The sequence below is a fragment of the Pseudomonas sp. H2_D02 genome, assembly GCF_054677635.1.
This window is the reverse complement of sequence record NZ_CP162816.1, coordinates 4879463-4897690: the sequence shown is the minus strand read 5'-3', so window position 1 is coordinate 4897690 and position 18228 is coordinate 4879463. Positions and strand designations below refer to the sequence as shown.

The window sequence follows — 18228 nt, the reverse complement described above, 5'->3', positions numbered from 1 at the left end:
CACCGGACTGTAGCTGGAGGGGGCGGTTCGGACTCTTAGGGGTGCACAGGGAGAAAAGAAATGGATAAGAGATACCAAGTTTTTGTTAGTTCAACTTATACTGATTTAAAGGAAGAGCGACAAAGTGTTACTCAGACTTTAATGGAAATGGATTGTATTCCCGCTGGTATGGAGTTGTTTCCCGCCACGGATGAAGAACAGTGGGAATTCATTAAGAGAGTAATAGATGATTGTGATTATTATTTATTAATTATTGGTGGGCGTTACGGGAGTATCAGTTCTGAAGGTATAAGTTACACTGAAAAAGAATATGACTATGCAGTAGAGAAAGGGCTCAAAGTAGTGGCTTTGATTCACGGGAGTCCTGGTCAGTTGTCCATGGAGAAATCAGAGCTTTCAATAGAGGCACGTGAAAAGCTGGAGGACTTTCGGAATAAGGCATCCACAGGTAGGCTGGTAAAATTTTGGCAAAGCGGTAGTGAGCTCCCAGGTTTGGTTGCTTTGAGCCTTACCAAAACTATCAGGCTTTTTCCCGCTATAGGTTGGGTTCGAGCAAGCGAAGGATCAAGCGAGGAACTTCTTAAAGAAATAAACCAACTGAGAAAAGAAAATAACAACCTGCTAGACCAGCTATCAAAAGTTAAGGTTGTAAAGGAGGTTGCTTACAATATTTCAAACCTAGCTGGTCTCGAAGATGTTTTCCAGTTGTCTGGGACATGGTTTAGTGGGTCTAGATACGTTAAGTGGGAGGTAAGCCTCACGTGGCGAGAAATTTTCTACTTTATATCCCCTTATCTGGTTAGGTATTATGAGCACAGCGCGGTAAAAGAAATGCTTCGTGATGCTGTGATAAACAAGTATGGCATAAGCTCGCGAATGAATAAGCTGGATGATCAGGTTTTTCAGACTGTGACAATTCAGCTTAAGGCTTTGGGTTTGGTGCAGATTGATAGTCTAGAGTCCACGGACGGAAGGAGCTATCAATATTGGAAACTCACTGCGGAGGGGGAGAAAATAATGGTTGAATTAAGAGCTGTGAGAAAAGATGCATCCGCGCCTCAGGATAATGTCGAGGCTCCGGTTGCTAATTTGAGCTGATTTTGTAGATGTGAATTGCTATTGCGTGAAGTGTGATAGCAATTTATCTCGAATTAAATCTACATCCTTATCGGAAAATCCTAATGCTTCTCTTTGGTAATACGTCACACCAGGTGCCCCACTCTCGGCTCTATCCTTAAGACCGAACTGGTGCACCCTAGCAATTCTTGCAACCCGTCCTGTAAACCCAACGTTGATTGAATTTCCGTCGCCGTTGACCTTCAAAAAGCTCGCCGTGCGCAGTTTCTGAAACATCTGCACCTTTCGCTTCACCCGTCCGTGCTTACCCCGCAGATTACGCTGCTTTCGCGGAACATACTTGCTCCCGTCCGGGTTGCGCTGGGTGATGATTCGCTGTTGCTGGCTGCGCCGCAGGGCCTGGCCGATGCTGCGGGCGAGTTTGTTGCGTGATGCCGGTTCGAGTTGCCCCAGAAGACCGGCCGCCCAATCCTCCAGCATTTCCAATTGGTTGGTCACTTCGGCACGACCCTTTCACTGCCGGTGCGTCGGGCGCCAGGTATCCACGCCGGGTCAAGGAATGCGGCCACCTGCTTAGGTTCGCCAGGATGGTGAATGGTGGTATTTCCGTCTGCGTCCGTCCCCACGACCACACGCTCCGTCAGCGGCAGTGTCAGGCTTAGGTCCACCTTGCTGTTGTCTAGGATGTCGGCCTCGAACTGGATGCCTTGGGTGGACTTGTTCAAGTTTTCGAGCAGATCGGCCTGATTCACTTTTAACCACCCCAGCACCGGCAACATAACGCTGTCGGGATGGCCGGCGAAATCGGTGAGGATCACCTGCAGATCAAAGCTGTACTCGAAGGACAGGCTGGCTGCGGCGGTGCAGCGGATTTTGCCGTTGTCGATGAAGATCAGCAGTCGGTCGGGGTTGTGCTTGAGTTCGCTAATGGTGGCGAGCAGGTGAGCGCGAAGGCTTTTAGGTTTGTTCATCGGATCCAGGCCATGTAAGGGGCTTCAGTCCCATAGGTTCACCATCTGCCGCTGTGGTGCGGCCGTCTGGGCTTCGGGCATTCGCACGGCCAGGCCTTGGGGCAGGATCGGCCCGTAGTCGGCCAGGCCGGGGTTGGCTTCGAGTACCGCCTCGGTCACGCCTGCTGTGCGACCATAGTGATGCCAGCAAAGGGCATCGACGGTATCGTTTTGGTGGGCGCGGACGGTGGCGCTCATCAGATCAGCTCTACGGTGGTGCGGTTGATGCCCAGAAAGTCACGCACCGCCCAACGCAGGTCGCGCCGGTAGTCGTCGATGTTTGGGGTGAGGTCCTCTGCGTTCTGGTTGCCGCTGTTGGTGCTGTCGTAGGAGCGGTAACGCTCACACACCTCGGCGCCGGTCGCGGCTTCGATGGCGCGGCGGTAGAGGTGCACCAGGACAGACACGTCGTTGATCTTTTCGCCGGGAACGTCCGCCAGTTCGGCATGACCAGCGGCCTGCTGGATGGCGCGCCATTCGCTTAGCTCGCGGTTGACGCTGATGGCGGCGGCAACGGCGGCGGTTTCCAAACGTGGCGTGGTGACGCTGGCATCGATTCGCAATTTGGCCCGCAGATCGTTGAGATCAATCGAAGGCCAGAAGGCATCGGTATTGATAAGGCCGCCGCATGACGGTGCCGCCGGCTATAAATCCGCTCATGGAACAGCACTCAAAAATAGGTCGCCGGTGGTCGGGGCTTCACGTTCAGGGGGAGCGGCCTGGCCGATCCGCCCCGAGCCGGCGGGGTGCGTGGGGACGCTCGGTCAGCCGGCAGGGTCGGCGCGTTTGTTAAGCAGGCGTTCGGCCCGCTCCAGATCTTTCTTGCCGCCGCAGGAGTCGTGCAGGGCGATGGCTTTTTTCAGCAGATCCACACCGGCTTGAAGCTGGCCGGGTTGACCTGGGGCCTCTTCGGTGATGCCTTCCAGCGTGGCCCGACCCATGGCGAGAAACAGCTTGGCGCGAGCCTGGTCGGGCATGTCTTCGGCATCGGTGAGTTCGGCGGTGCGATGCAGGGTTGCCAGGTCGAACGGTTCGCCGATCTTCTGGGCCTTGAAGGCTGCCGTGGCAACTTCCTCGGCGACCAGGCAACCCAAGGTGCGGGCGAAGCGATCGGGCATGACCATCCTGTACTTCAGCACGTAGGTCGCGATGTCGAGTCCACCAGTGAAGTCACCGGCATCGAAACGCCAGACCATGACCGTGGTCATCACTTCGTCCTGAGCGCCTTTGCCGCCCTCCAGCACGCCTTGCACGTAGGATTCGTAGCTTGGCAGTAGCAGGCGTTTGAGTTCTGCCTTGCCCTGGTTGGACTGGACCTGTTTCAGGCGCAAGCGGTCCTGCAAGAGCTGATTTAACTGGTGCTCGTAGGCCGTGGCGCCGGCCATGGTTTGGGTGGGGTCTGTGGCTGCCGCTTCGACAGCGGCGGTGACGCGTTCAAAGTGACGGCGGCAGGGGTTGGTCATGTTCGCCGCCTCAGTTCAGGGTGATGTTTTCGGCCAGGGCGGCGCAGCCCAGGTCTTCGATGACATAGCTTTCATTGACCGACTCGAAGTTTTCGATGCGGTCGCGCTTGGCGTTGTCGATGACGGTGCGGCGGCGGGTGCCTTCCTGCCAGTACAGCGACAGGTTGTCGAGGCGGGTGACCATCAGGCCGCTGGCCGGGAAGTGCGGCACACGCACGGCCGGCAGGTTGCCGAGGCGCTTTTGACTGGTGACGATGTCGGCGGCCAACATTTCAGATGGCGCTTGCACTTGGTTGATGATCGGGAAGTATTTGTCGGCCAGCAGTTGGCGACCACAAATCACCACGAGCTCGGTGTCTTCCTGGTACCAGGGTTCGATGAACTCGTTGACCATGCTGACGACCAGGGCGTCGATGTTTGCGAAGTCTTTGTTGGCGCCGATTTCGATTTTACCGCTGCCGTCTTTCACTTCGGTCATGACCCGGGCGGGGTTTTCCTCGCGCATCTTTTGCAGCCAGCCGATGTTCACGTCCTGCAGGAGTTTGTTGATGGTTGGATTGGATGTCGCGGCGCGGCTGATGCCGTTCCAACCGATCATGATGCGGTTGAGGGCCTGGGCCTTGATGATGGCGTCACGAATGCGCGCTTGGAAGTCTTTGAACTTGGCCCACTGGTCCAGCTTCTGGTAGCGAATGCCGGTGTCGAAGTTGGTTTGGGTGCATGTGTACCCTCGATCATCCAGGCCGCTTGGGTCGCGTGCTTCACGGTCTTTGACGGTGGTGTCGGTGGTGCTGGCAATGGTGCCGTCGATGCTAATCCCGATCTTCTCCGCCGACTGTTCCGATACGCCGTAAATATTGATGGCGCTGAGAAAGGCACTGGACTCCTGGATGCGGGTTTCCAGCGTCTGGGCAACGCTCGGGTCTGCGGTGAATTTGGTGGTGACGTCAGCCACGCCATGCAGTTGCGCAAGTTGTTGCAGGTAGGCGTTGAACAGTACTCGGGTGTCGTTACGCATGTTGATCGTCCTTGAAGGTCAGCAGTCGGTCATGACTTGGTTACCGCCGCCGGAGACCTGCGGGCGCGTTTTCTGGTTGGGATCCTGGGTGGTGGACAGCTGGGTTTTCAGCTCGGTCAGTTCGGTGCTGACTTGATCGAGTCGGGTCTTTAGCCCAGCCGAAAATTTCTTTTCAGCGGCGAGTTGGTCGGGAAGATCCTTGACGTGTTCGGCGATGGCTTCGACCGCTTCACCGATCTGGGTGAACTCGTTGTCATCCTTAGTCTGTTTGCCGGTCAGAAGGGTTTGTACCTTGTTGAATAGCTGGGCGCCGATACTCGGCTTCTCTTCGAATTCTTCAAATTTCAGCTCGGTCTCCACCGCCTCGGTGAACATGGAGGTTTGCGAATAGTGACGATCCTGGAATGGGCTGGATTCGGGCTTCTGCGCTGAGAACGCCAGGACATCGGTGCCTAGGCTGGCGGGTGAGTCGGTCACGGCGAGGCCGACGATGTAGGCCTCGCCCGTGTCGGCAAAACTCTCGTCGATTTCGATGGAGGTATAGATTTTCTGCTTGGCCTTGTTCATGGCGATCAAGTCGTTGGTAGGCTCGACCTTCGCGAACAGCGCCAGTTTCTTTTGGCCGTTGACGTCCACCTCTTCGGCTTTCACCGCCAGTACGTCGCCGTAGGCCTTGAAAGGGCTGTCGGGCAGCAGGCTGCGGAAATGCTCCAGCCAGATACGGGCGCCGTAGGTGGACGGGTTGAAGTTCTTGGCGGCCTGTTCCAGCCAACTGCGTTTGATGGTGCGCTTGTCCGAGGTTGCGCCTTCGATGGCGACGCGGAACCAGTTGCTGCGGTACTTCTTCATGCCGGGGATTCTCAGTGCGTTGCAATGAGGGGCATGGTCGGTATGGGCGCGAGCGGCGGCAACGGGGCGGGACTGTAGGCGGGGAGGGTACAAGGGGCGGCGCTATTGAGTCGCCGCGGTGGGCGGCAGCATCTCGGCATGACGACCGCCTTGCTGCCCATCGACCCCCGACGCCAATCCAAGTTTCTGTACTGGATGGGTTGGCGCGTCTGCGAGATTGCCGAGGCGACGGGCGAGAAGGAGAAAACGCTACACAGCTGGAAGGCCCGCGACAAGTGGGACCGGGCTGACAACGTCGAGCGCATCGGCGGGGCCCTGGAAGCGCGCCTGTTGCAGTTGATCCTCAAGGACAACAAGACCGGCGGCGATTTCAAGGAGATCGATCTGCTGCATCGGCAGCTTGAGCGCCAGGCCCGCATTCAGCGTTTCCAGGGTGGTGGTACCGAAACCGACCTCAACCCGAACCTCGCCAAGCGCAACGAAAGCCCGAAGAAAAAATCACCGAAGAACGACATCAGCGAAGACCAGATCGAGCTGCTGCGCGAGGCGTTCATCGACGGTTGCTTCGACTACCAAAAAGACTGGTACCGGGCGGGCAACCAGCGCACCCGCGTCATCCTCAAGAGCCGGCAGATCGGCGCCACGTACTACTTCGCCCGTGAGGCGTTTATCGACGCCCTGGACACCGGTCGCAACCAGATTTTCCTGTCAGCTTCGAAGAACCAGGCCTACCTGTTCCGTGGCTACATCCAGGCCTTCGCCCGGGAAGTCATCGGCGTTGAGCTGACCGGTGACCCGATTGTACTGCCCAACGGCGCCGAGCTGTTTTTCCTCGGGACCAACGCCCGCACCGCCCAGGGCTATCACGGCAACTTCTACTTCGACGAGTTCTTCTGGACGTTCAAGTTCGAGGAATTGAACAAGGTCGCCTCGGGCATGGCGATGCACAAGAAGTGGCGCAAAACCTACTTCTCCACGCCGTCGAGCATGGCGCACGAGGCCTATACCTTCTGGACCGGTGAGCGTTTCAACAAGGGCAAACCTGCCGCGCAGCACACCAAAGTAGATGTGTCCCACGGCGCGCTCCAGCAGGGCCGGTTCTGCGAGGATCGGTTGTGGCGCCAGATCGTCACCATCCTCGACGCCGAGCGCGGCGGGTGTGATCTGTTTGACATCGAAGAGCTGCGCCGGGAGTACAGCCCCGAGGCCTTCGCCAACCTTCTGATGTGCGAGTTCGTTGATGACGGCGCGAGCATCTTCCCGCTGTCGGTGTTGCAGTCCTGCATGGTCGATAGCTGGGTGGAGTGGGCCGAGGACTACAAACCTTTCGCCATGCGCCCGTTCGGCGACCGTCAGGTGTGGGTCGGCTATGACCCGGCCGAGACGGGCGATTGTTCCGGCCTGGTGGTGGTCGCGCCGCCCCTGGTGCCGGGCGGCAAGTTCCGCGTGCTCGAGCGCCACCAATTTCGGGGCATGGACTTCGCCGCCCAGGCCGCCGCCATCAAGGGCGTGTGCGACCGCTACTGGGTGACCTACATCGGTATTGACGTCACTGGCCTGGGCAGCGGCGTGGCCCAGCTGGTGCGCCAGTTCTTCCCAGCTGTGACTACCTTCAGCTACTCGCCCGAGGTGAAAACCCGCCTGGTGCTGAAGGCCTACGACGTGATCCACAAGGGCCGGCTGGAGTTCGACGCCGGCTGGACCGACATGGCCCAGTCGCTCATGGCGATTCGCAAAACCATCACCGCAGGTGGCCGGCAGTTCACCTATACCGCAGGGCGCAACGACAACACCGGCCATGCCGACCTGGCTTGGGCGCTCTTTCATGCATTGCAGAACGAACCGCTCGAAGGGCAGACCGCTGCGAATACCGGGCGAATGGAGATTTTCACATGACTGAACAACTTGCCAGCCAGGTACATTTGCCGGCCTCCATTGGCGCCGCCAGTGCGGGGACCCAGGTGTTCAGCTTTGGGGAGCCGACGCCGGTGCTGGGTGGTCGGGAGGTGTTCGATTATTTGGAATGCTGGTTCAACGGGCGCTGGTATGAGCCGCCGTTGTCGCTTAACGGTCTGGCTCGGTCTGTGGGAGCGAGCGTGCATTTGCATTCGGGATTGATGTTCAAGCGCAACCTGTTGAGCAAGACGTTTATCCCGCATCCGATGCTGTCGCGGGCGGCTTTTGAACAGTTCGCCCTGGACTTCCTGTGCCTGGGCAATGGCTATCTGGAAAAGCGCCGTTCGGTGCTGGGCAGCACCAGGCAATTGGTGCCGTCGTTGGCGAAGTACATGCGGGTAGGGCCGGAGGGGAAGTTCTACCAGGTGCAAGGGTGGAAGAACGAGCACGCCTTTGAGCCGGGGAGCATTTTTCATCTGCGTGAGGCAGATTTGCACCAGGAGATTTATGGGCTGCCGGAGTGGATCAGTGCGTTGCAGTCGGCGCTGTTGAATGAATCGGCGACGTTGTTTCGGCGCAAATATTACGAGAATGGGAGTCATGCGGGATTCATCTTGTACATGACGGATGCGGCGCAGACTGAGGCGGATATTGATGCTTTGCGGAAAGCGTTGAAGGAGTCGAAGGGGCCGGGGAATTTTCGGAATTTGTTTGTGTATTCGCCGACGGGCAAAAAGGATGGGATTCAGCTCATCCCTGTCAGCGAGGTAGCGGCCAAAGATGAGTTCAACTCGATCAAGAATCAGACTCGTGATGACGTGCTGGCGAGCCTGCGGATTCCGCCACAGTTGATGGGTATTGTGCCGCAGAACGCGGGTGGGTTCGGGTCTATCAGGGAGGCGGCGCAGATTTATGCGGCCAATGAGCTGGAGCCCATTCAGACGCGGATGGCGCAACTGAATCACTGGCTAGGGGAGGAGGTCTTGCGTTTTAAGTCCTATGAAACCGGCGGAGGCTTAACCTCCGCAGAATAAGTGAGGTGACAGGGAAAATGCGAAAACAAAACTAGATGTAGCTAGTAACTGATGGGGTTATCTAGGGAGTAAATGATATTGTGGTGGACGTCGTTTATTAAATTTGTATTATCTTCAAATATCGGAACCGCGTATTCTTTAAAATCAGAAAGAGTGCCTATGTTGTTAAGCAGTCCTTGCATTACCCCATTCTGACATCTGCTTACAGCATAGTTCATCACTGAGCTAAATAGTTCAAGCTTTTCTTTGGTGAAATCTACGCTCCGAAAACCTGAGTGTACCGAGTTATTTCTAAAGTCACGGATGTCTTTGACCGTTTCTATAAGTTCCTTTTGCCAGTATTTATACCTGGCGTGATTTTCTAGAGCGTTTCTTACAGAGGAGGAAAGAACCCCTAGCTGCTGACCATTCGGGAAGCCGAGGAATAAGCGAATATAACTCTCGACGCAATTGTCATTTTCGTCTGCTTTTAATAAAGCCTCCAGCGAAAACCATAAAAATATAATTTTCAGCTGCGGATTGGCCTCGTGCTTGCTGTTCCTCGCCCAGTGTAAAGAACGCATGTAGCGATCGCCTAGCTCATTCTCAAGCGAAAGTAAATAATTAGTTATGTCAAACCGTTGTGTATCACCTTGCCCTACTAAAAAAGTAATGGAATGCTGGAATCCAGATTTTTTTATTGGAACAATTTCGCCGGAAGACAAAATCTTTATTAAGCCGATTTTCGATGTCTTTATTGCGGAAACCGCAAATTCAACAGATTTCAAATCGAGAACTTTAAGGAACCTGATGTCGGCGATATGCACAGCTTCAATTTGCGTCTCGCAGTTGACTATCGTAGCAATTCGCGCGCAAATTTTGAATTTTCCATAATCCAAACCAGATTCAGATGCAGACACTTCGAATGCTTCAGTTTCGGCATGGGTATCGGCAGAGTAAGAACGCAGCTCGACATCGCCATAGATTAAAGTGGATGGGAGTGAGATGCTTCTATTATCCAGAACTTTGACGACCAAGAAATTATTCATTTGGACCTCTGGATGATATTCATAAGTTTCGTGATTGCTATTTGTTTGAGCCAGGAGTTGGTTCTCGAAGATAGTGTTAGACGGTTCTTGGCTAAATATCGTGCCAGAGATTCAGCAATGGCGTAACTCTGCCGTTCGAGGCAAATACCAATGATTGTCGAAAGCTGATCAAAATCTAAACGGTGTTCAAGAAGGGCGTCAATTGTAGTCTTGCAAGCAAGAGTGTTGTTGCGCGAATGGTAATAGCGTAGCTGGAACCATAGAATCTCCCTGGCGTCGATGGCTGAACTCACTAAAAGACGGTCGTACTTTACTACCTCTTCATCATCAAAGGTGGCGATCGCAATAGTGTAGCCTAATCGTATGGTTTTACTATGATTAGGTTTTATGTTGCATAATTCTAAGAAGAGGTGTTTGGCCTCAAGCATTCTACCGAGCTTTACTAACTCAGTAATGTAATCTGTAAGGCGTTTAGGGTATTTTTTATTGTTAGTGGCTGTTGCTCTATATTGCTTCTCTGTCTCATCCAAAGCTTGAAACTCCTTCACCGAAGCGATACCCAGTTGCCAATTCTGTCACATCCACGCCGTCCGCCACACCAGCGTGAGTCCACAGGCTCGTCGGTAACGTCCTCAGCAATCATCCATGGGGTTGTCGTTATCTACTCAGTTTCTCATGTTTCTGCGGTTTATAAATTCTCGGAGTCATGCCCCCTCGCTAGGGCGCTGTGGCAGCCTCAACCGCTTGTTTCGTGCCGGTGGACATGGTGCGCGGTGGGCCGCGCCCAAGGGGGCTCAAATGGGACGTTTGAGGAACGCGGTGTTTTTGCTCTTGGCGCGCGCCGTCGTCCCCCCACCTGGCCTCCGGTCTAAATAGGTCTTTTTTTCCGCACACCTGCGGACTGCTCGAAACGAGCCCGGCCGGGGGCCTTCTGACGATTCTGGGAGGTGCAAAAGCCTGCGGATCCCTGCATGTCGAGGGGGTTCGCTCATTGGTCTCGACAGGCGCTTGGTTTGAGGGGAAGGGAGCGGTTCAGAAAAGAGTAATTTCAGTAATCAGAGGGAAGGGATGGCCTGTAGCCCGCGTATTCCGTGGCTCTGCTGATTACAAAGAGGAGTAACAAAGAGGTAACTGAAACAGTAATATGTTTTCAAGTGTTTGATTTTAAAAGGTTTTTATATCTGGTTGAATTACATCAAATAAGAGTAATCAGATTACTTCAATATTACTTAAATGTTACCTTACCCAGTTTGAGAAAAAACCTTTAATTTCAATGGTTTGGTCTGTGTTTTTGAGCGAGGTTACTCATGTTACTCTTTTTTTTGCCCCCCTAAATATTTCGATTCTGCCGGCCTCAGACGTGTAGGCGCGCACGTACGACTGGCATTTGTCGAGTTGATGATTTGCGGTGGACTGGATTGCTGGGGCAATGCTGCGGATTGGAGCGACAGGCACTGCCGCAAGGAACGTTACGCCCTGGCGGCATGGTGAGTTTCGAAGTGGTGGTGGTACGAAAATGGTACGCGAGTTTTCAGGGTTCGCTGAAAGCCACGTATTACGAGGCCTTCAGGATTAGCCTTTCCAATCCATCATCGGGGCAACGCTGAAGCGGCGGGACACGGACTGTTGCGAAGTTTCTTGAAGAGGCATGGGAATCTGGAGGCGGATGCGAAGGGCGCACAGTTTATCAGGTATGGGACGGCAGCGAATGCCGTCGGCCCTGGACCGATGAGCGAGGCAGTCCCTTACCTCACTGCGTCATGCCTATGCTGAAAACAGATTGGCTGCTGATTTCCACCAGGCTCAGTGCTCCGTCGGAAAAGGAGCAGCCAGTGTCCACATAGACAATGTTGCCGAGGCGCGTGACGGTGGGGACTGATGAATGTCCGACATAGAGTTCGTGGATGCCCTTTATGGGAGTAGGGTCCTGCTGTTCGATCCTGTCCCGGGCATACAAGGCTTCCGCCAAGGCTTGTTGTTGAACCTGCTTTCCGAGTGCCCCGGTAATGGCGTCTTTCGCACCTTGCCAATCATTATCCAGCCCGAAAAACGGCGCTTGGGCATGTACGATTCCAATCGTTTTATTAGCCGATAAGTCGATTTCGATAATGAGTGGAAGTGCTTGAAGGGCTTTTAGAAGTTGGTCTTGGATGGCCGGGTTCAACGCGTAGAGCCAGGCTCCGCCGTTGCGGATGTGCCTGGGTTTGTCTCCGTGGCCGCGGATGCCGTCGATCACCATTTGTTCATGGTTGCCGCGTACCGCGTGAAACCAGGATTTTCCAAGCCAATTCAATACATCTTCGGAGTCGGGGCCGCGATCGATGAGGTCGCCTACGGAAAAAATCCGGTCTATTTCGGTATTGAACTCGAGGTTGTCCAAGGCCTTCGCCAAAAGCTTGAAATGCCCATGTACGTCGCCCACGACAAAGTCTCGGCCTTGCTCGTTTGGGGGAAAGGAGGCAATCCGGTACATACAGAGGGTTTCGGCAGGGTTGGCTGGCACGGAATGTATCACTTAAGCGAGGAAGTGCAGATAACTTATGGTCGGGATTGTATCGGCTGTCCAATGCACTTCTTGAAAACCGTTTCCATAGGCTCGAGTACGCAGTTGTAGGCCGCGATGTTGGCGCTGATCCATTCGTCTTTTTCGATGCCCCACCAACTGATTTCGAAACCGGCGTTCATGATGAGGTGCTCGAACAGGATGCGCTGGGCGCGGCCATTGCCTTCGCGGAAGGGGTGAACGACGTTGATATCGGAATACGCATCCGCCACGGCCACGATCAGTTCTGCTCGGCCCATCCCTTCGAACCAGTTCGCCGCTGCCATCCTGGCAAAGATTTTATTGGCTTCCTTTTCCATGTATTCGGGTTGGCAGAAACGCGTGTCCTGCTTGGCCATGCCGACGGTTCGCAACTGTCCAGCCCATTCGAACAAGTCGGCGAACAAGGCGCGATGGATATTCTGGAGGTAAGCCAGGCTGTAAGGAGGAGGGGTGAATTCGACGTTGCTTGCCGCGATGGCCGAGAGTTGTTGTTCGGCTTCGCCCAGGGTGGGTTCGTCGCGGATATCGAGTTTGTTGCGCAGGACCGTGGAGCCGGGATAACAGTAGGCGTCCTCGCCGACGCCATATTTGTCCGGCATCAGGCTCGGGTCTTGGTGAAGGTTTTCAAGACATCTTCACGGGAAGGCAGCTTGCGTTCGCCGTCCTCGAAAGACACTTTGAAACCTTCCAGGCGCAGGCTGGCCGCGTAGTTGGACCTGCGCGTCCTGGCCGCGTAGGCCTTTTTTGTTTCAAGGCTGACAGTGCCCATGGGGTTGGACCTCGAATCGCGTGAATGACCGGATTATAGCCCATCATGGTGCCGATGAATCCACCAGTCACACTCTGCTCGTTGGTTGGATTGACCAGCGGAGCTTGCATCGCGGTCAATCTCCAAATACTGTGCATGCATACAGTATTTGAGAATCTTCCATGGAGCTTATCGCCAAGCTCGGCATTCTTGCCGACGCCGCCAAATATGACGCGTCCTGTGCCAGCAGTGGTGCTCCCAAGCGCAGTTCGCGTGGTCGGGACGGGCTTGGGGCCACTGACGGCATGGGGATCTGCCATAGCTACACGCCGGATGGGCGCTGTGTATCGCTGCTCAAGGTGTTGTTGACCAATTTCTGCTTGTACGACTGCCAGTACTGCGTCAACCGTCGCTCCAGCAACGTGCCGAGGGCGCGTTTCACACCCGAAGAAGTGGTCCGGCTGACCCTGGATTTCTACCGTCGCAATTGCATCAGCGGTCTGTTCCTGAGCTCCGGCATCATTCGCTCGGCCGACTACACCATGGAGCAACTGGTCCGGGTGGCGCGGTTGCTGCGCGAGGAGCATCACTTTCGAGGCTACATCCATCTCAAGACCATTCCCGACGCGGATCCGCTATTGATCGAAGAGGCAGGGCGGCTGGCGGATCGCCTGAGCGTGAATATCGAATTGTCCTCCGAGGTGAGCCTCAAGCGCCTGGCGCCGGAAAAGCAATTGAAGACGATTCGCCAGGCCATGGGCACCATCCACGACGGTCAACAGGCAGTGGCCGGCGAACCGCGGGCGCCTCGCTTTGCCCCGGCCGGGCAGAGCACCCAGGTGATCGTCGGGGCGGATGCCACCGATGACCACGCCATCCTCAGCAATGCCGAGTCGCTCTATCAAGGCTACGGATTGCGGCGGGTCTATTATTCTGCCTTCAGCCCGATCCCCGAAAGCCCCGCCAGCGTGCCACTCGCCGCGCCACCTTTGCTGCGCGAGCACCGGCTCTACCAAGCCGACTTCCTGATGCGTGGCTACGGCTACAAGGCGGGCGAGCTGTTGACTACGTCCAGCAACCTGGACCTGGACATCGACCCCAAGCTGGCCTGGGCGTTGGCCAATCGCGATGTGTTTCCACTCGACCTTAACCGTGCCGAGCCGGCCTTGCTCGCGCGTATTCCCGGCATCGGCCTTCGTAGCGTGCAACGCCTGGTGGCACTGCGCAGGGAACGGCGGATTCGCTACGACGACCTGGTGCAGTTGCGTTGCGTGTTGGAAAAGGCCCGTCCGTTCATTGTGACCAGCGATTACCGACCCGCTGACGGCCAGGTGCGCAGCGGCTTGCTCCGAGCGCGCTTGCGCGATCCGCAGCGGCCCGTACAAATGGGGTTGTGGGCGTGATTGCATTGGATTGCGACGACGATTTCAGCACCTGGCGTAGTCAGGCCAGAACACTGTTGGGCCACGGAATCGACCCCAGCGACGTAACCTGGGCCCAAGGCCCCATGGCTGACCTGCTTGCAGTGCCGGCGGCATTGCCGCAAGGCCCGGGACCGTTCCAGACACGCGTCCCGGCGGGTCTGTTGGGACAATTGGAACAGGCCAGCCGCTACCAGGGCGAACAACGCTGGAACCTGTTGTACGAAGTGCTCTGGCGTGTCGCCCATGGTGACCGCACCGCTATGCTCGCTGGTGATCGATTGGGCAGCGCGCTGCAACGGCGCATCAAGCAGGTCAGTCGCGAAGCCCATCACCTTCATGCATTCGTGCGTTTCATACCCTTGCCGCCTGCGGTCGCTGAACAACTGCAACTGGACCTGGTGGCTTTCCACCAGCCGGCCCACGACATCCTTGAAAGCGCGAGCGGGCATTTTGCCGAGCGATTGGGCCGACAACGCTGGCTGATCGCAACGCCCCGCGACGGCATTCGTTTCGATGGGCATTCGCTGGACTACCAGCGCCGTTGCCCCGAGCAATGGCAACAATGGGCCCGCCACGCCGAAGACCCCGGCGCGGAATTGTGGCGCACCTATTATCGGCACATCTTCAACCCGGCGAGGCTCAACCCCAGCGCGTTGCGCCAACACATGCCGGGGCGATTCTGGAAGCACTTGCCGGAAGGGGATTTGATTCCGCAGTTGGTGGGGCAGGCGCGGCAGGGGAAGCAGAGGGATGGGCAGGCATTGGAGGTGGGAAGGCAAATCGGTAAGCGAATAGTTGCTGGTGCCGTCGCTAACGAATAGCTAAACAAGCTGCGAACCCAACGCCGGACAGCCTCATCGGAAATTTCCCTCAAACTGCGTCGCTTCCGGCCGACTATCCGCCAATCGCCCCGCACGTTAAATTCCTTCCGTCGCTGCAAATTCAGCGGCAGGGTGTGGAAGCCCTCACGAAACCTAGCCATTGAGCCCATCACGGCAGGAGAAACACCCATGTCCCGCTACATGCCCATCACCGGTATCGAAAACAATTTCCACGCCCTTCTGATCGACACGGAAGCACCTCTGGACGTGCTGCACGACACAGCCGCCTACCGAATCGCCGCTGTCACCCAGTTATTGGAGAACCTCGCGATGCGTTCCGAAATCAGCACCGACGCCGTCGTCCTGCACGACTTCGCGCAGGTATTGGCAATCCCTCTGCGCGACGGTTGTGATTTGCTGGATGTGATCGGACGACGTTTACAGGCACAACTTCTCGCGTCTTGATGCAGTCGGCGACCTTGCCAGGGTCGCCCTTGATGCTGGATAAAACGATGGACCCGTGGCGAGGGAGCTTGCTCCCGCTGGGGCGCGAAGCGGCCCCTAAACCAGCGAATTCGAAATGTCAGACACACCACACCCGCCGATTCACGACTGCTTCGCAGCCGAGCGGGAGCAAGCTCCCTCGCCACGGGTTTGTCGACGTCCTTTAGCGAGCGGCAACGCCCCGATCACGGCTCACCTGTGCAAATCCTAAACAAGTCCTGTGCCGCCCACGCTGTGTTCGGGTGCCGGTCATGGCCCTAGCATTCCCTTCATTCACTCCACGAAAGAAGGAACTGTCCATGCAGCGTTTTACCCGTCGTTTCCTCTCCGCCTGTGTAATCTCAGGCGTTCTCGCCAGCAGCCGGCGCCTCGGCCGAAACTCATCCAACTATCCGCGCCATGTCCGGCGCAGTGCCGGTCAGCCAGTTGCCTGCCGGTAAAACCGCGTTACTGGTGATCGATTTCCAGAACGAATACTTCACCGGTAAGATGCCGATCCCCGACGGCCCGGCAGCGCTGGCCAACGCCCGAAAGCTGATCGAGTTCGCCGATGAACACAAGATGCCCGTCTACCATGTCCGGCACATTGCACCCGCTGGTTCGCCAGTGTTCGCCATCGACGGTGAAACCGTGAAATTCCACCCCGACATGCAGCCCAGGGCCAAGGATCCGGTTTTGCAGAAAACCACCGTCAGCGTGTTTGGCAGTACCGATCTGGACAAGCGTCTTAAAGCCGCGGGTATTGAGAACGTGATCGTCTCCGGTCTCATGACACATGCGTGCGTGGCGGGCGCAGCCCGGGATGCGGCGCCGCTGAGCTATAACGTGTTGGTGGCGGCCGATGCATCGGCCACCCGCGCGATTACCCGGGTCAACGGAGAGTCGACCGACAAGGACGCCTTGCACCAGGCCGCGCTCGCCGAAATCGAGGACACGTTCGGCGATGTGATGAACACCGCCGAAATCATCAAGCTACCGGTGCGCTAACCCCATGAATCAGATGCTCGCCATGCGCGTGTTCCGCTGCGTCGTCGAGGCCCAGGGTTTTACAGCCGCCGCCGAGCGGCTGGGCACCACGCACTCGTCGGTCTCCCGACATTTGCAGCAATTGGAATCCGCGTTGGGCGTGCGTCTGATCAATCGCAATACCCGCCGCATGAGTCTTACGGCGGCGGGGGAAAGGTACTACGCAGCCTGCGTGGATATTCTTGATCGAGTCGATGCCGCGTCCCAAGCTGTCACGCAGGAACGCGAGCGTCCGTCCGGGCTGCTTCGGATCAGCGCGCCGTTGGTGGTCGGTACGCTGGAGCTGGCGCATTGGTTGCCAGCCTTCCAGGCGCAGTACCCAGACATCCAGATTGATTTGTCTTGCTCCGATCCGTTGGTCGATCTGGTGGCCGAGGGATTCGATGTGGCGCTACGCATCTGTGGGCCCCTGGCCGACAGCAGCCTGGTCGCGCGGTTGCTCAGCGTATCGCCGTTGGTGTTGGTCGCGGCGCCGGCCTACGTGTTCAAGCGTGGCTTGCCTCGCAGCGTTGCCGAACTCAACGACCATCGGCTACTCACCTATGGACCGGCTGGCCAATGGACGCTCGCCAATGCGAAGGGGGAATCGATTACCCTGGACTGTCACGGCACGTTTCACACAGACACCATCACTGCCTTGCACGCCTGTGCCTTGGCGGGTGGTGGCATTGCCGCATTTACCCTGGCGACGGTGCAGGATGACCTGCTGGCGGGAAGGTTGGTGCGGATTCTGCCTGAGCACACCCTTGGGGAACGGCACTACTACGCGCTTTATCCTCACGCCCGGCATCTGCCGGCCAAGGTGCGAGTGTTCGTCGATTACATGGCGCAGTACTACCAGGCGATGTCAGGCGGGTGAGCGCAGCGACGCGCCCTCCAGCGTTTTCCAGAGCTTGCGCATCGTTGGATTGCGATTGGCATTCGTGCAGTACGATCGAATCTCCAATCGCGTGCTCCATTGCTCATCGCCGGCCCTGACCAGCAGCCCTCGCGCCAGCTCATCGGCCACTGCGCTTTGTGGCAGCCACGCCACGCCGTAGCCCTCAACCGCCATGCGCATCAGCAGCATGGCCATGTCGGCCTCATAGCAGCGTTCCAGCGCAGTCGGTGTCGGGCCGTTCTTGATGACGATGTCGGCGACGCGACCCAGGAACGTAGTGGCCGTGTAGGCGAGGTACGGCACGGCCTTGCCGGAGCGGCCTGACAATGGGAACAGGGGTTCGCCTTTGCGGTTCGGTGCACAGAGTGGAATGAATGAATCATGACCGAGGGTCAGGCTGCCGAAACGCTCGGCGTCCAACAGGATGGGCGCCAATGGATGGTGATAAACCATCATCAAGTCGCAGCTGCCTTCCTCCAGGGCAATCACGGCGTCATGGATATTGGCGGCAACCACCCGGGCATTGAATTGTTCGTTGTGTTGCTGGAATTGCGCGAGCCACTTGGGCAAGAAAGTCATCGACAGGCTGTGACCCGCAGTGATCTGGATCGAGCGCCCCGGCATCCGCTCCACATCGCGCAGGGCCGAACGCAACCTCAACAGCCCGGCGAGTGCCTCTCTGCTCTCATCGCAAAAAGTGATCCCCGCCGCCGTCAACTGGACCGGATAAGTGCCACGGTCCACCAACTTGACGCCCACCCATTCTTCAAGCGAGCGAATACGTCGCGATAGAGCCGATTGCGTCACGCAGCGGACTTCGGCTGCCCGGGAGAAGTTTTTCCATTCGGCGATCGCCAGGAGGTCGTCCAGCCATTTGAGTTGCATCTAGAAATCCCTCGTCATGA

Annotated in this window: 20 protein-coding genes and 1 pseudogene; 8 read left to right on the top strand and 13 right to left on the bottom strand. The window is 56.8% G+C overall.

Annotated features, from left to right (window positions below; translation table 11 throughout):
- Positions 1-60 precede the first annotated feature (60 nt).
- Entirely contained in the window at positions 61-1098 is a 1038-nt protein-coding gene (locus tag AB4N42_RS22300; RefSeq protein ID WP_460115373.1) for a DUF4062 domain-containing protein, read from the top strand.
- A gap of 18 nt (positions 1099-1116) precedes the next feature.
- Here the strand turns inward: AB4N42_RS22300 and AB4N42_RS22295 are convergent, their stop codons facing one another.
- The 7 genes and pseudogenes from AB4N42_RS22295 to AB4N42_RS22265 all read right to left on the bottom strand — a co-directional run bounded on the left by AB4N42_RS22295 (position 1117) and on the right by AB4N42_RS22265 (position 5417).
- Entirely contained in the window at positions 1117-1575 is a 459-nt protein-coding gene (locus tag AB4N42_RS22295; RefSeq protein WP_460115372.1) for a phage virion morphogenesis protein, read from the bottom strand.
- Complete coding sequence (locus AB4N42_RS22290; RefSeq protein WP_460115371.1) at positions 1572-2048, bottom strand: phage tail protein; 477 nt, start codon at positions 2046-2048, stop codon at positions 1572-1574. The genes AB4N42_RS22295 and AB4N42_RS22290 overlap by 4 nt, the downstream gene beginning before the upstream one ends.
- A 24-nt stretch (positions 2049-2072) precedes the next feature.
- Positions 2073-2285 (bottom strand): tail protein X, encoded by a 213-nt coding sequence (locus AB4N42_RS22285; protein ID WP_460115370.1) that lies wholly within the window; start codon positions 2283-2285, stop codon positions 2073-2075.
- Positions 2285-2747: pseudogene (locus AB4N42_RS22280) on the bottom strand (head completion/stabilization protein). The gene AB4N42_RS22285 and the pseudogene AB4N42_RS22280 overlap by 1 nt, the downstream one beginning before the upstream one ends.
- A gap of 104 nt (positions 2748-2851) precedes the next feature.
- Complete coding sequence (locus tag AB4N42_RS22275) at positions 2852-3550, bottom strand: phage terminase small subunit (RefSeq protein WP_460115369.1); 699 nt, start codon at positions 3548-3550, stop codon at positions 2852-2854.
- A 10-nt stretch (positions 3551-3560) separates the two neighbouring features.
- The gene (locus tag AB4N42_RS22270; RefSeq protein ID WP_460115368.1) at positions 3561-4568 is read right to left on the bottom strand and encodes a phage major capsid protein, P2 family; all 1008 of its coding nucleotides are present in this window, start codon (positions 4566-4568) and stop codon (positions 3561-3563) included.
- An 18-nt stretch (positions 4569-4586) separates the two neighbouring features.
- The gene (locus AB4N42_RS22265) at positions 4587-5417 is read right to left on the bottom strand and encodes a GPO family capsid scaffolding protein (RefSeq protein WP_460115367.1); all 831 of its coding nucleotides are present in this window, start codon (positions 5415-5417) and stop codon (positions 4587-4589) included.
- Positions 5418-5555: 138 nt separating this feature from the next.
- On the opposite strand from AB4N42_RS22265, the gene AB4N42_RS22260 reads away from it, so the two are divergent.
- Together AB4N42_RS22260 and AB4N42_RS22255 are read left to right on the top strand one after the other, a co-directional pair.
- Positions 5556-7313: a terminase ATPase subunit family protein gene (locus AB4N42_RS22260; RefSeq protein ID WP_460115366.1), complete on the top strand. Its 1758-nt coding sequence runs from the start codon at positions 5556-5558 to the stop codon at positions 7311-7313.
- Positions 7310-8347, top strand: coding sequence for a phage portal protein (locus AB4N42_RS22255; protein WP_460115365.1), 1038 nt, complete (start codon positions 7310-7312; stop codon positions 8345-8347). The genes AB4N42_RS22260 and AB4N42_RS22255 overlap by 4 nt, the downstream gene beginning before the upstream one ends.
- 41 nt (positions 8348-8388) lie before the next feature.
- Here the strand turns inward: AB4N42_RS22255 and AB4N42_RS22250 are convergent, their stop codons facing one another.
- The 5 genes from AB4N42_RS22250 to AB4N42_RS22230 form a co-directional block, all read right to left on the bottom strand.
- A complete protein-coding gene (locus AB4N42_RS22250; RefSeq protein ID WP_460115364.1) occupies positions 8389-9375 on the bottom strand; it encodes a hypothetical protein in 987 nt (328 codons plus the stop codon).
- Positions 9372-9905 carry a hypothetical protein gene (locus tag AB4N42_RS22245; RefSeq protein WP_460115363.1) on the bottom strand — a complete coding sequence of 178 codons (534 nt, stop codon included), beginning with the start codon at positions 9903-9905 and terminating at the stop codon, positions 9372-9374. The genes AB4N42_RS22250 and AB4N42_RS22245 overlap by 4 nt, the downstream gene beginning before the upstream one ends.
- 1220 nt (positions 9906-11125) lie before the next feature.
- On the bottom strand, positions 11126-11797 hold the full coding sequence (locus AB4N42_RS22240) for a metallophosphoesterase (protein WP_334597298.1): 672 nt from the start codon (positions 11795-11797) through the stop codon (positions 11126-11128).
- A gap of 116 nt (positions 11798-11913) precedes the next feature.
- A complete protein-coding gene (locus tag AB4N42_RS22235; protein ID WP_198797817.1) occupies positions 11914-12519 on the bottom strand; it encodes a putative adenosine monophosphate-protein transferase Fic in 606 nt (201 codons plus the stop codon).
- Complete coding sequence (locus AB4N42_RS22230; RefSeq protein WP_085987050.1) at positions 12519-12689, bottom strand: YhfG family protein; 171 nt, start codon at positions 12687-12689, stop codon at positions 12519-12521. Before AB4N42_RS22230 ends, AB4N42_RS22235 begins: the two co-directional genes overlap by 1 nt.
- 161 nt (positions 12690-12850) lie before the next feature.
- On the opposite strand from AB4N42_RS22230, the gene AB4N42_RS22225 reads away from it, so the two are divergent.
- The 5 genes from AB4N42_RS22225 (at position 12851) to AB4N42_RS22205 (ending at position 17302) form a co-directional block, all read left to right on the top strand.
- Positions 12851-14071 carry a putative DNA modification/repair radical SAM protein gene (locus AB4N42_RS22225; protein WP_198797816.1) on the top strand — a complete coding sequence of 407 codons (1221 nt, stop codon included), beginning with the start codon at positions 12851-12853 and terminating at the stop codon, positions 14069-14071.
- Entirely contained in the window at positions 14062-14913 is an 852-nt protein-coding gene (locus AB4N42_RS22220; RefSeq protein WP_460115362.1) for a TIGR03915 family putative DNA repair protein, read from the top strand. Before AB4N42_RS22225 ends, AB4N42_RS22220 begins: the two co-directional genes overlap by 10 nt.
- A gap of 189 nt (positions 14914-15102) precedes the next feature.
- The gene (locus tag AB4N42_RS22215; RefSeq protein ID WP_030139990.1) at positions 15103-15378 is read left to right on the top strand and encodes a hypothetical protein; all 276 of its coding nucleotides are present in this window, start codon (positions 15103-15105) and stop codon (positions 15376-15378) included.
- Between the two features lie 438 nt (positions 15379-15816).
- The gene (locus tag AB4N42_RS22210; protein ID WP_460115361.1) at positions 15817-16404 is read left to right on the top strand and encodes a cysteine hydrolase family protein; all 588 of its coding nucleotides are present in this window, start codon (positions 15817-15819) and stop codon (positions 16402-16404) included.
- Between the two features lie 4 nt (positions 16405-16408).
- A complete protein-coding gene (locus tag AB4N42_RS22205) occupies positions 16409-17302 on the top strand; it encodes a LysR family transcriptional regulator (protein ID WP_198797811.1) in 894 nt (297 codons plus the stop codon).
- Here AB4N42_RS22205 and AB4N42_RS22200 read toward each other — a convergent pair.
- Entirely contained in the window at positions 17291-18208 is a 918-nt protein-coding gene (locus AB4N42_RS22200) for a LysR substrate-binding domain-containing protein (RefSeq protein ID WP_198797810.1), read from the bottom strand. The two genes, AB4N42_RS22205 and AB4N42_RS22200, sit on opposite strands and share 12 nt — an antisense overlap.
- Positions 18209-18228 lie beyond the last annotated feature (20 nt).

What these genes read in the sequence shown, in the direction of transcription:
- AB4N42_RS22300 (WP_460115373.1), top strand. Translation starts at nt 61, where the DNA reads ATGGATAAGAGATACCAAGTTTTTGTTAGTTCAACTTATACTGATTTA.
- AB4N42_RS22290 (WP_460115371.1), bottom strand. Translation starts at nt 2,048, where the DNA reads ATGAACAAACCTAAAAGCCTTCGCGCTCACCTGCTCGCCACCATTAGC.
- AB4N42_RS22285 (WP_460115370.1), bottom strand. Translation starts at nt 2,285, where the DNA reads ATGAGCGCCACCGTCCGCGCCCACCAAAACGATACCGTCGATGCCCTT.
- AB4N42_RS22275 (WP_460115369.1), bottom strand. Translation starts at nt 3,550, where the DNA reads ATGACCAACCCCTGCCGCCGTCACTTTGAACGCGTCACCGCCGCTGTC.
- AB4N42_RS22270 (WP_460115368.1), bottom strand. Translation starts at nt 4,568, where the DNA reads ATGCGTAACGACACCCGAGTACTGTTCAACGCCTACCTGCAACAACTT.
- AB4N42_RS22265 (WP_460115367.1), bottom strand. Translation starts at nt 5,417, where the DNA reads ATGAAGAAGTACCGCAGCAACTGGTTCCGCGTCGCCATCGAAGGCGCA.
- AB4N42_RS22260 (WP_460115366.1), top strand. Translation starts at nt 5,556, where the DNA reads ATGACGACCGCCTTGCTGCCCATCGACCCCCGACGCCAATCCAAGTTT.
- AB4N42_RS22255 (WP_460115365.1), top strand. Translation starts at nt 7,310, where the DNA reads ATGACTGAACAACTTGCCAGCCAGGTACATTTGCCGGCCTCCATTGGC.
- AB4N42_RS22250 (WP_460115364.1), bottom strand. Translation starts at nt 9,375, where the DNA reads ATGAATAATTTCTTGGTCGTCAAAGTTCTGGATAATAGAAGCATCTCA.
- AB4N42_RS22235 (WP_198797817.1), bottom strand. Translation starts at nt 12,519, where the DNA reads ATGCCGGACAAATATGGCGTCGGCGAGGACGCCTACTGTTATCCCGGC.
- AB4N42_RS22230 (WP_085987050.1), bottom strand. Translation starts at nt 12,689, where the DNA reads ATGGGCACTGTCAGCCTTGAAACAAAAAAGGCCTACGCGGCCAGGACG.
- AB4N42_RS22225 (WP_198797816.1), top strand. Translation starts at nt 12,851, where the DNA reads ATGGAGCTTATCGCCAAGCTCGGCATTCTTGCCGACGCCGCCAAATAT.
- AB4N42_RS22215 (WP_030139990.1), top strand. Translation starts at nt 15,103, where the DNA reads ATGTCCCGCTACATGCCCATCACCGGTATCGAAAACAATTTCCACGCC.
- AB4N42_RS22210 (WP_460115361.1), top strand. Translation starts at nt 15,817, where the DNA reads ATGTCCGGCGCAGTGCCGGTCAGCCAGTTGCCTGCCGGTAAAACCGCG.
- AB4N42_RS22205 (WP_198797811.1), top strand. Translation starts at nt 16,409, where the DNA reads ATGAATCAGATGCTCGCCATGCGCGTGTTCCGCTGCGTCGTCGAGGCC.
- AB4N42_RS22200 (WP_198797810.1), bottom strand. Translation starts at nt 18,208, where the DNA reads ATGCAACTCAAATGGCTGGACGACCTCCTGGCGATCGCCGAATGGAAA.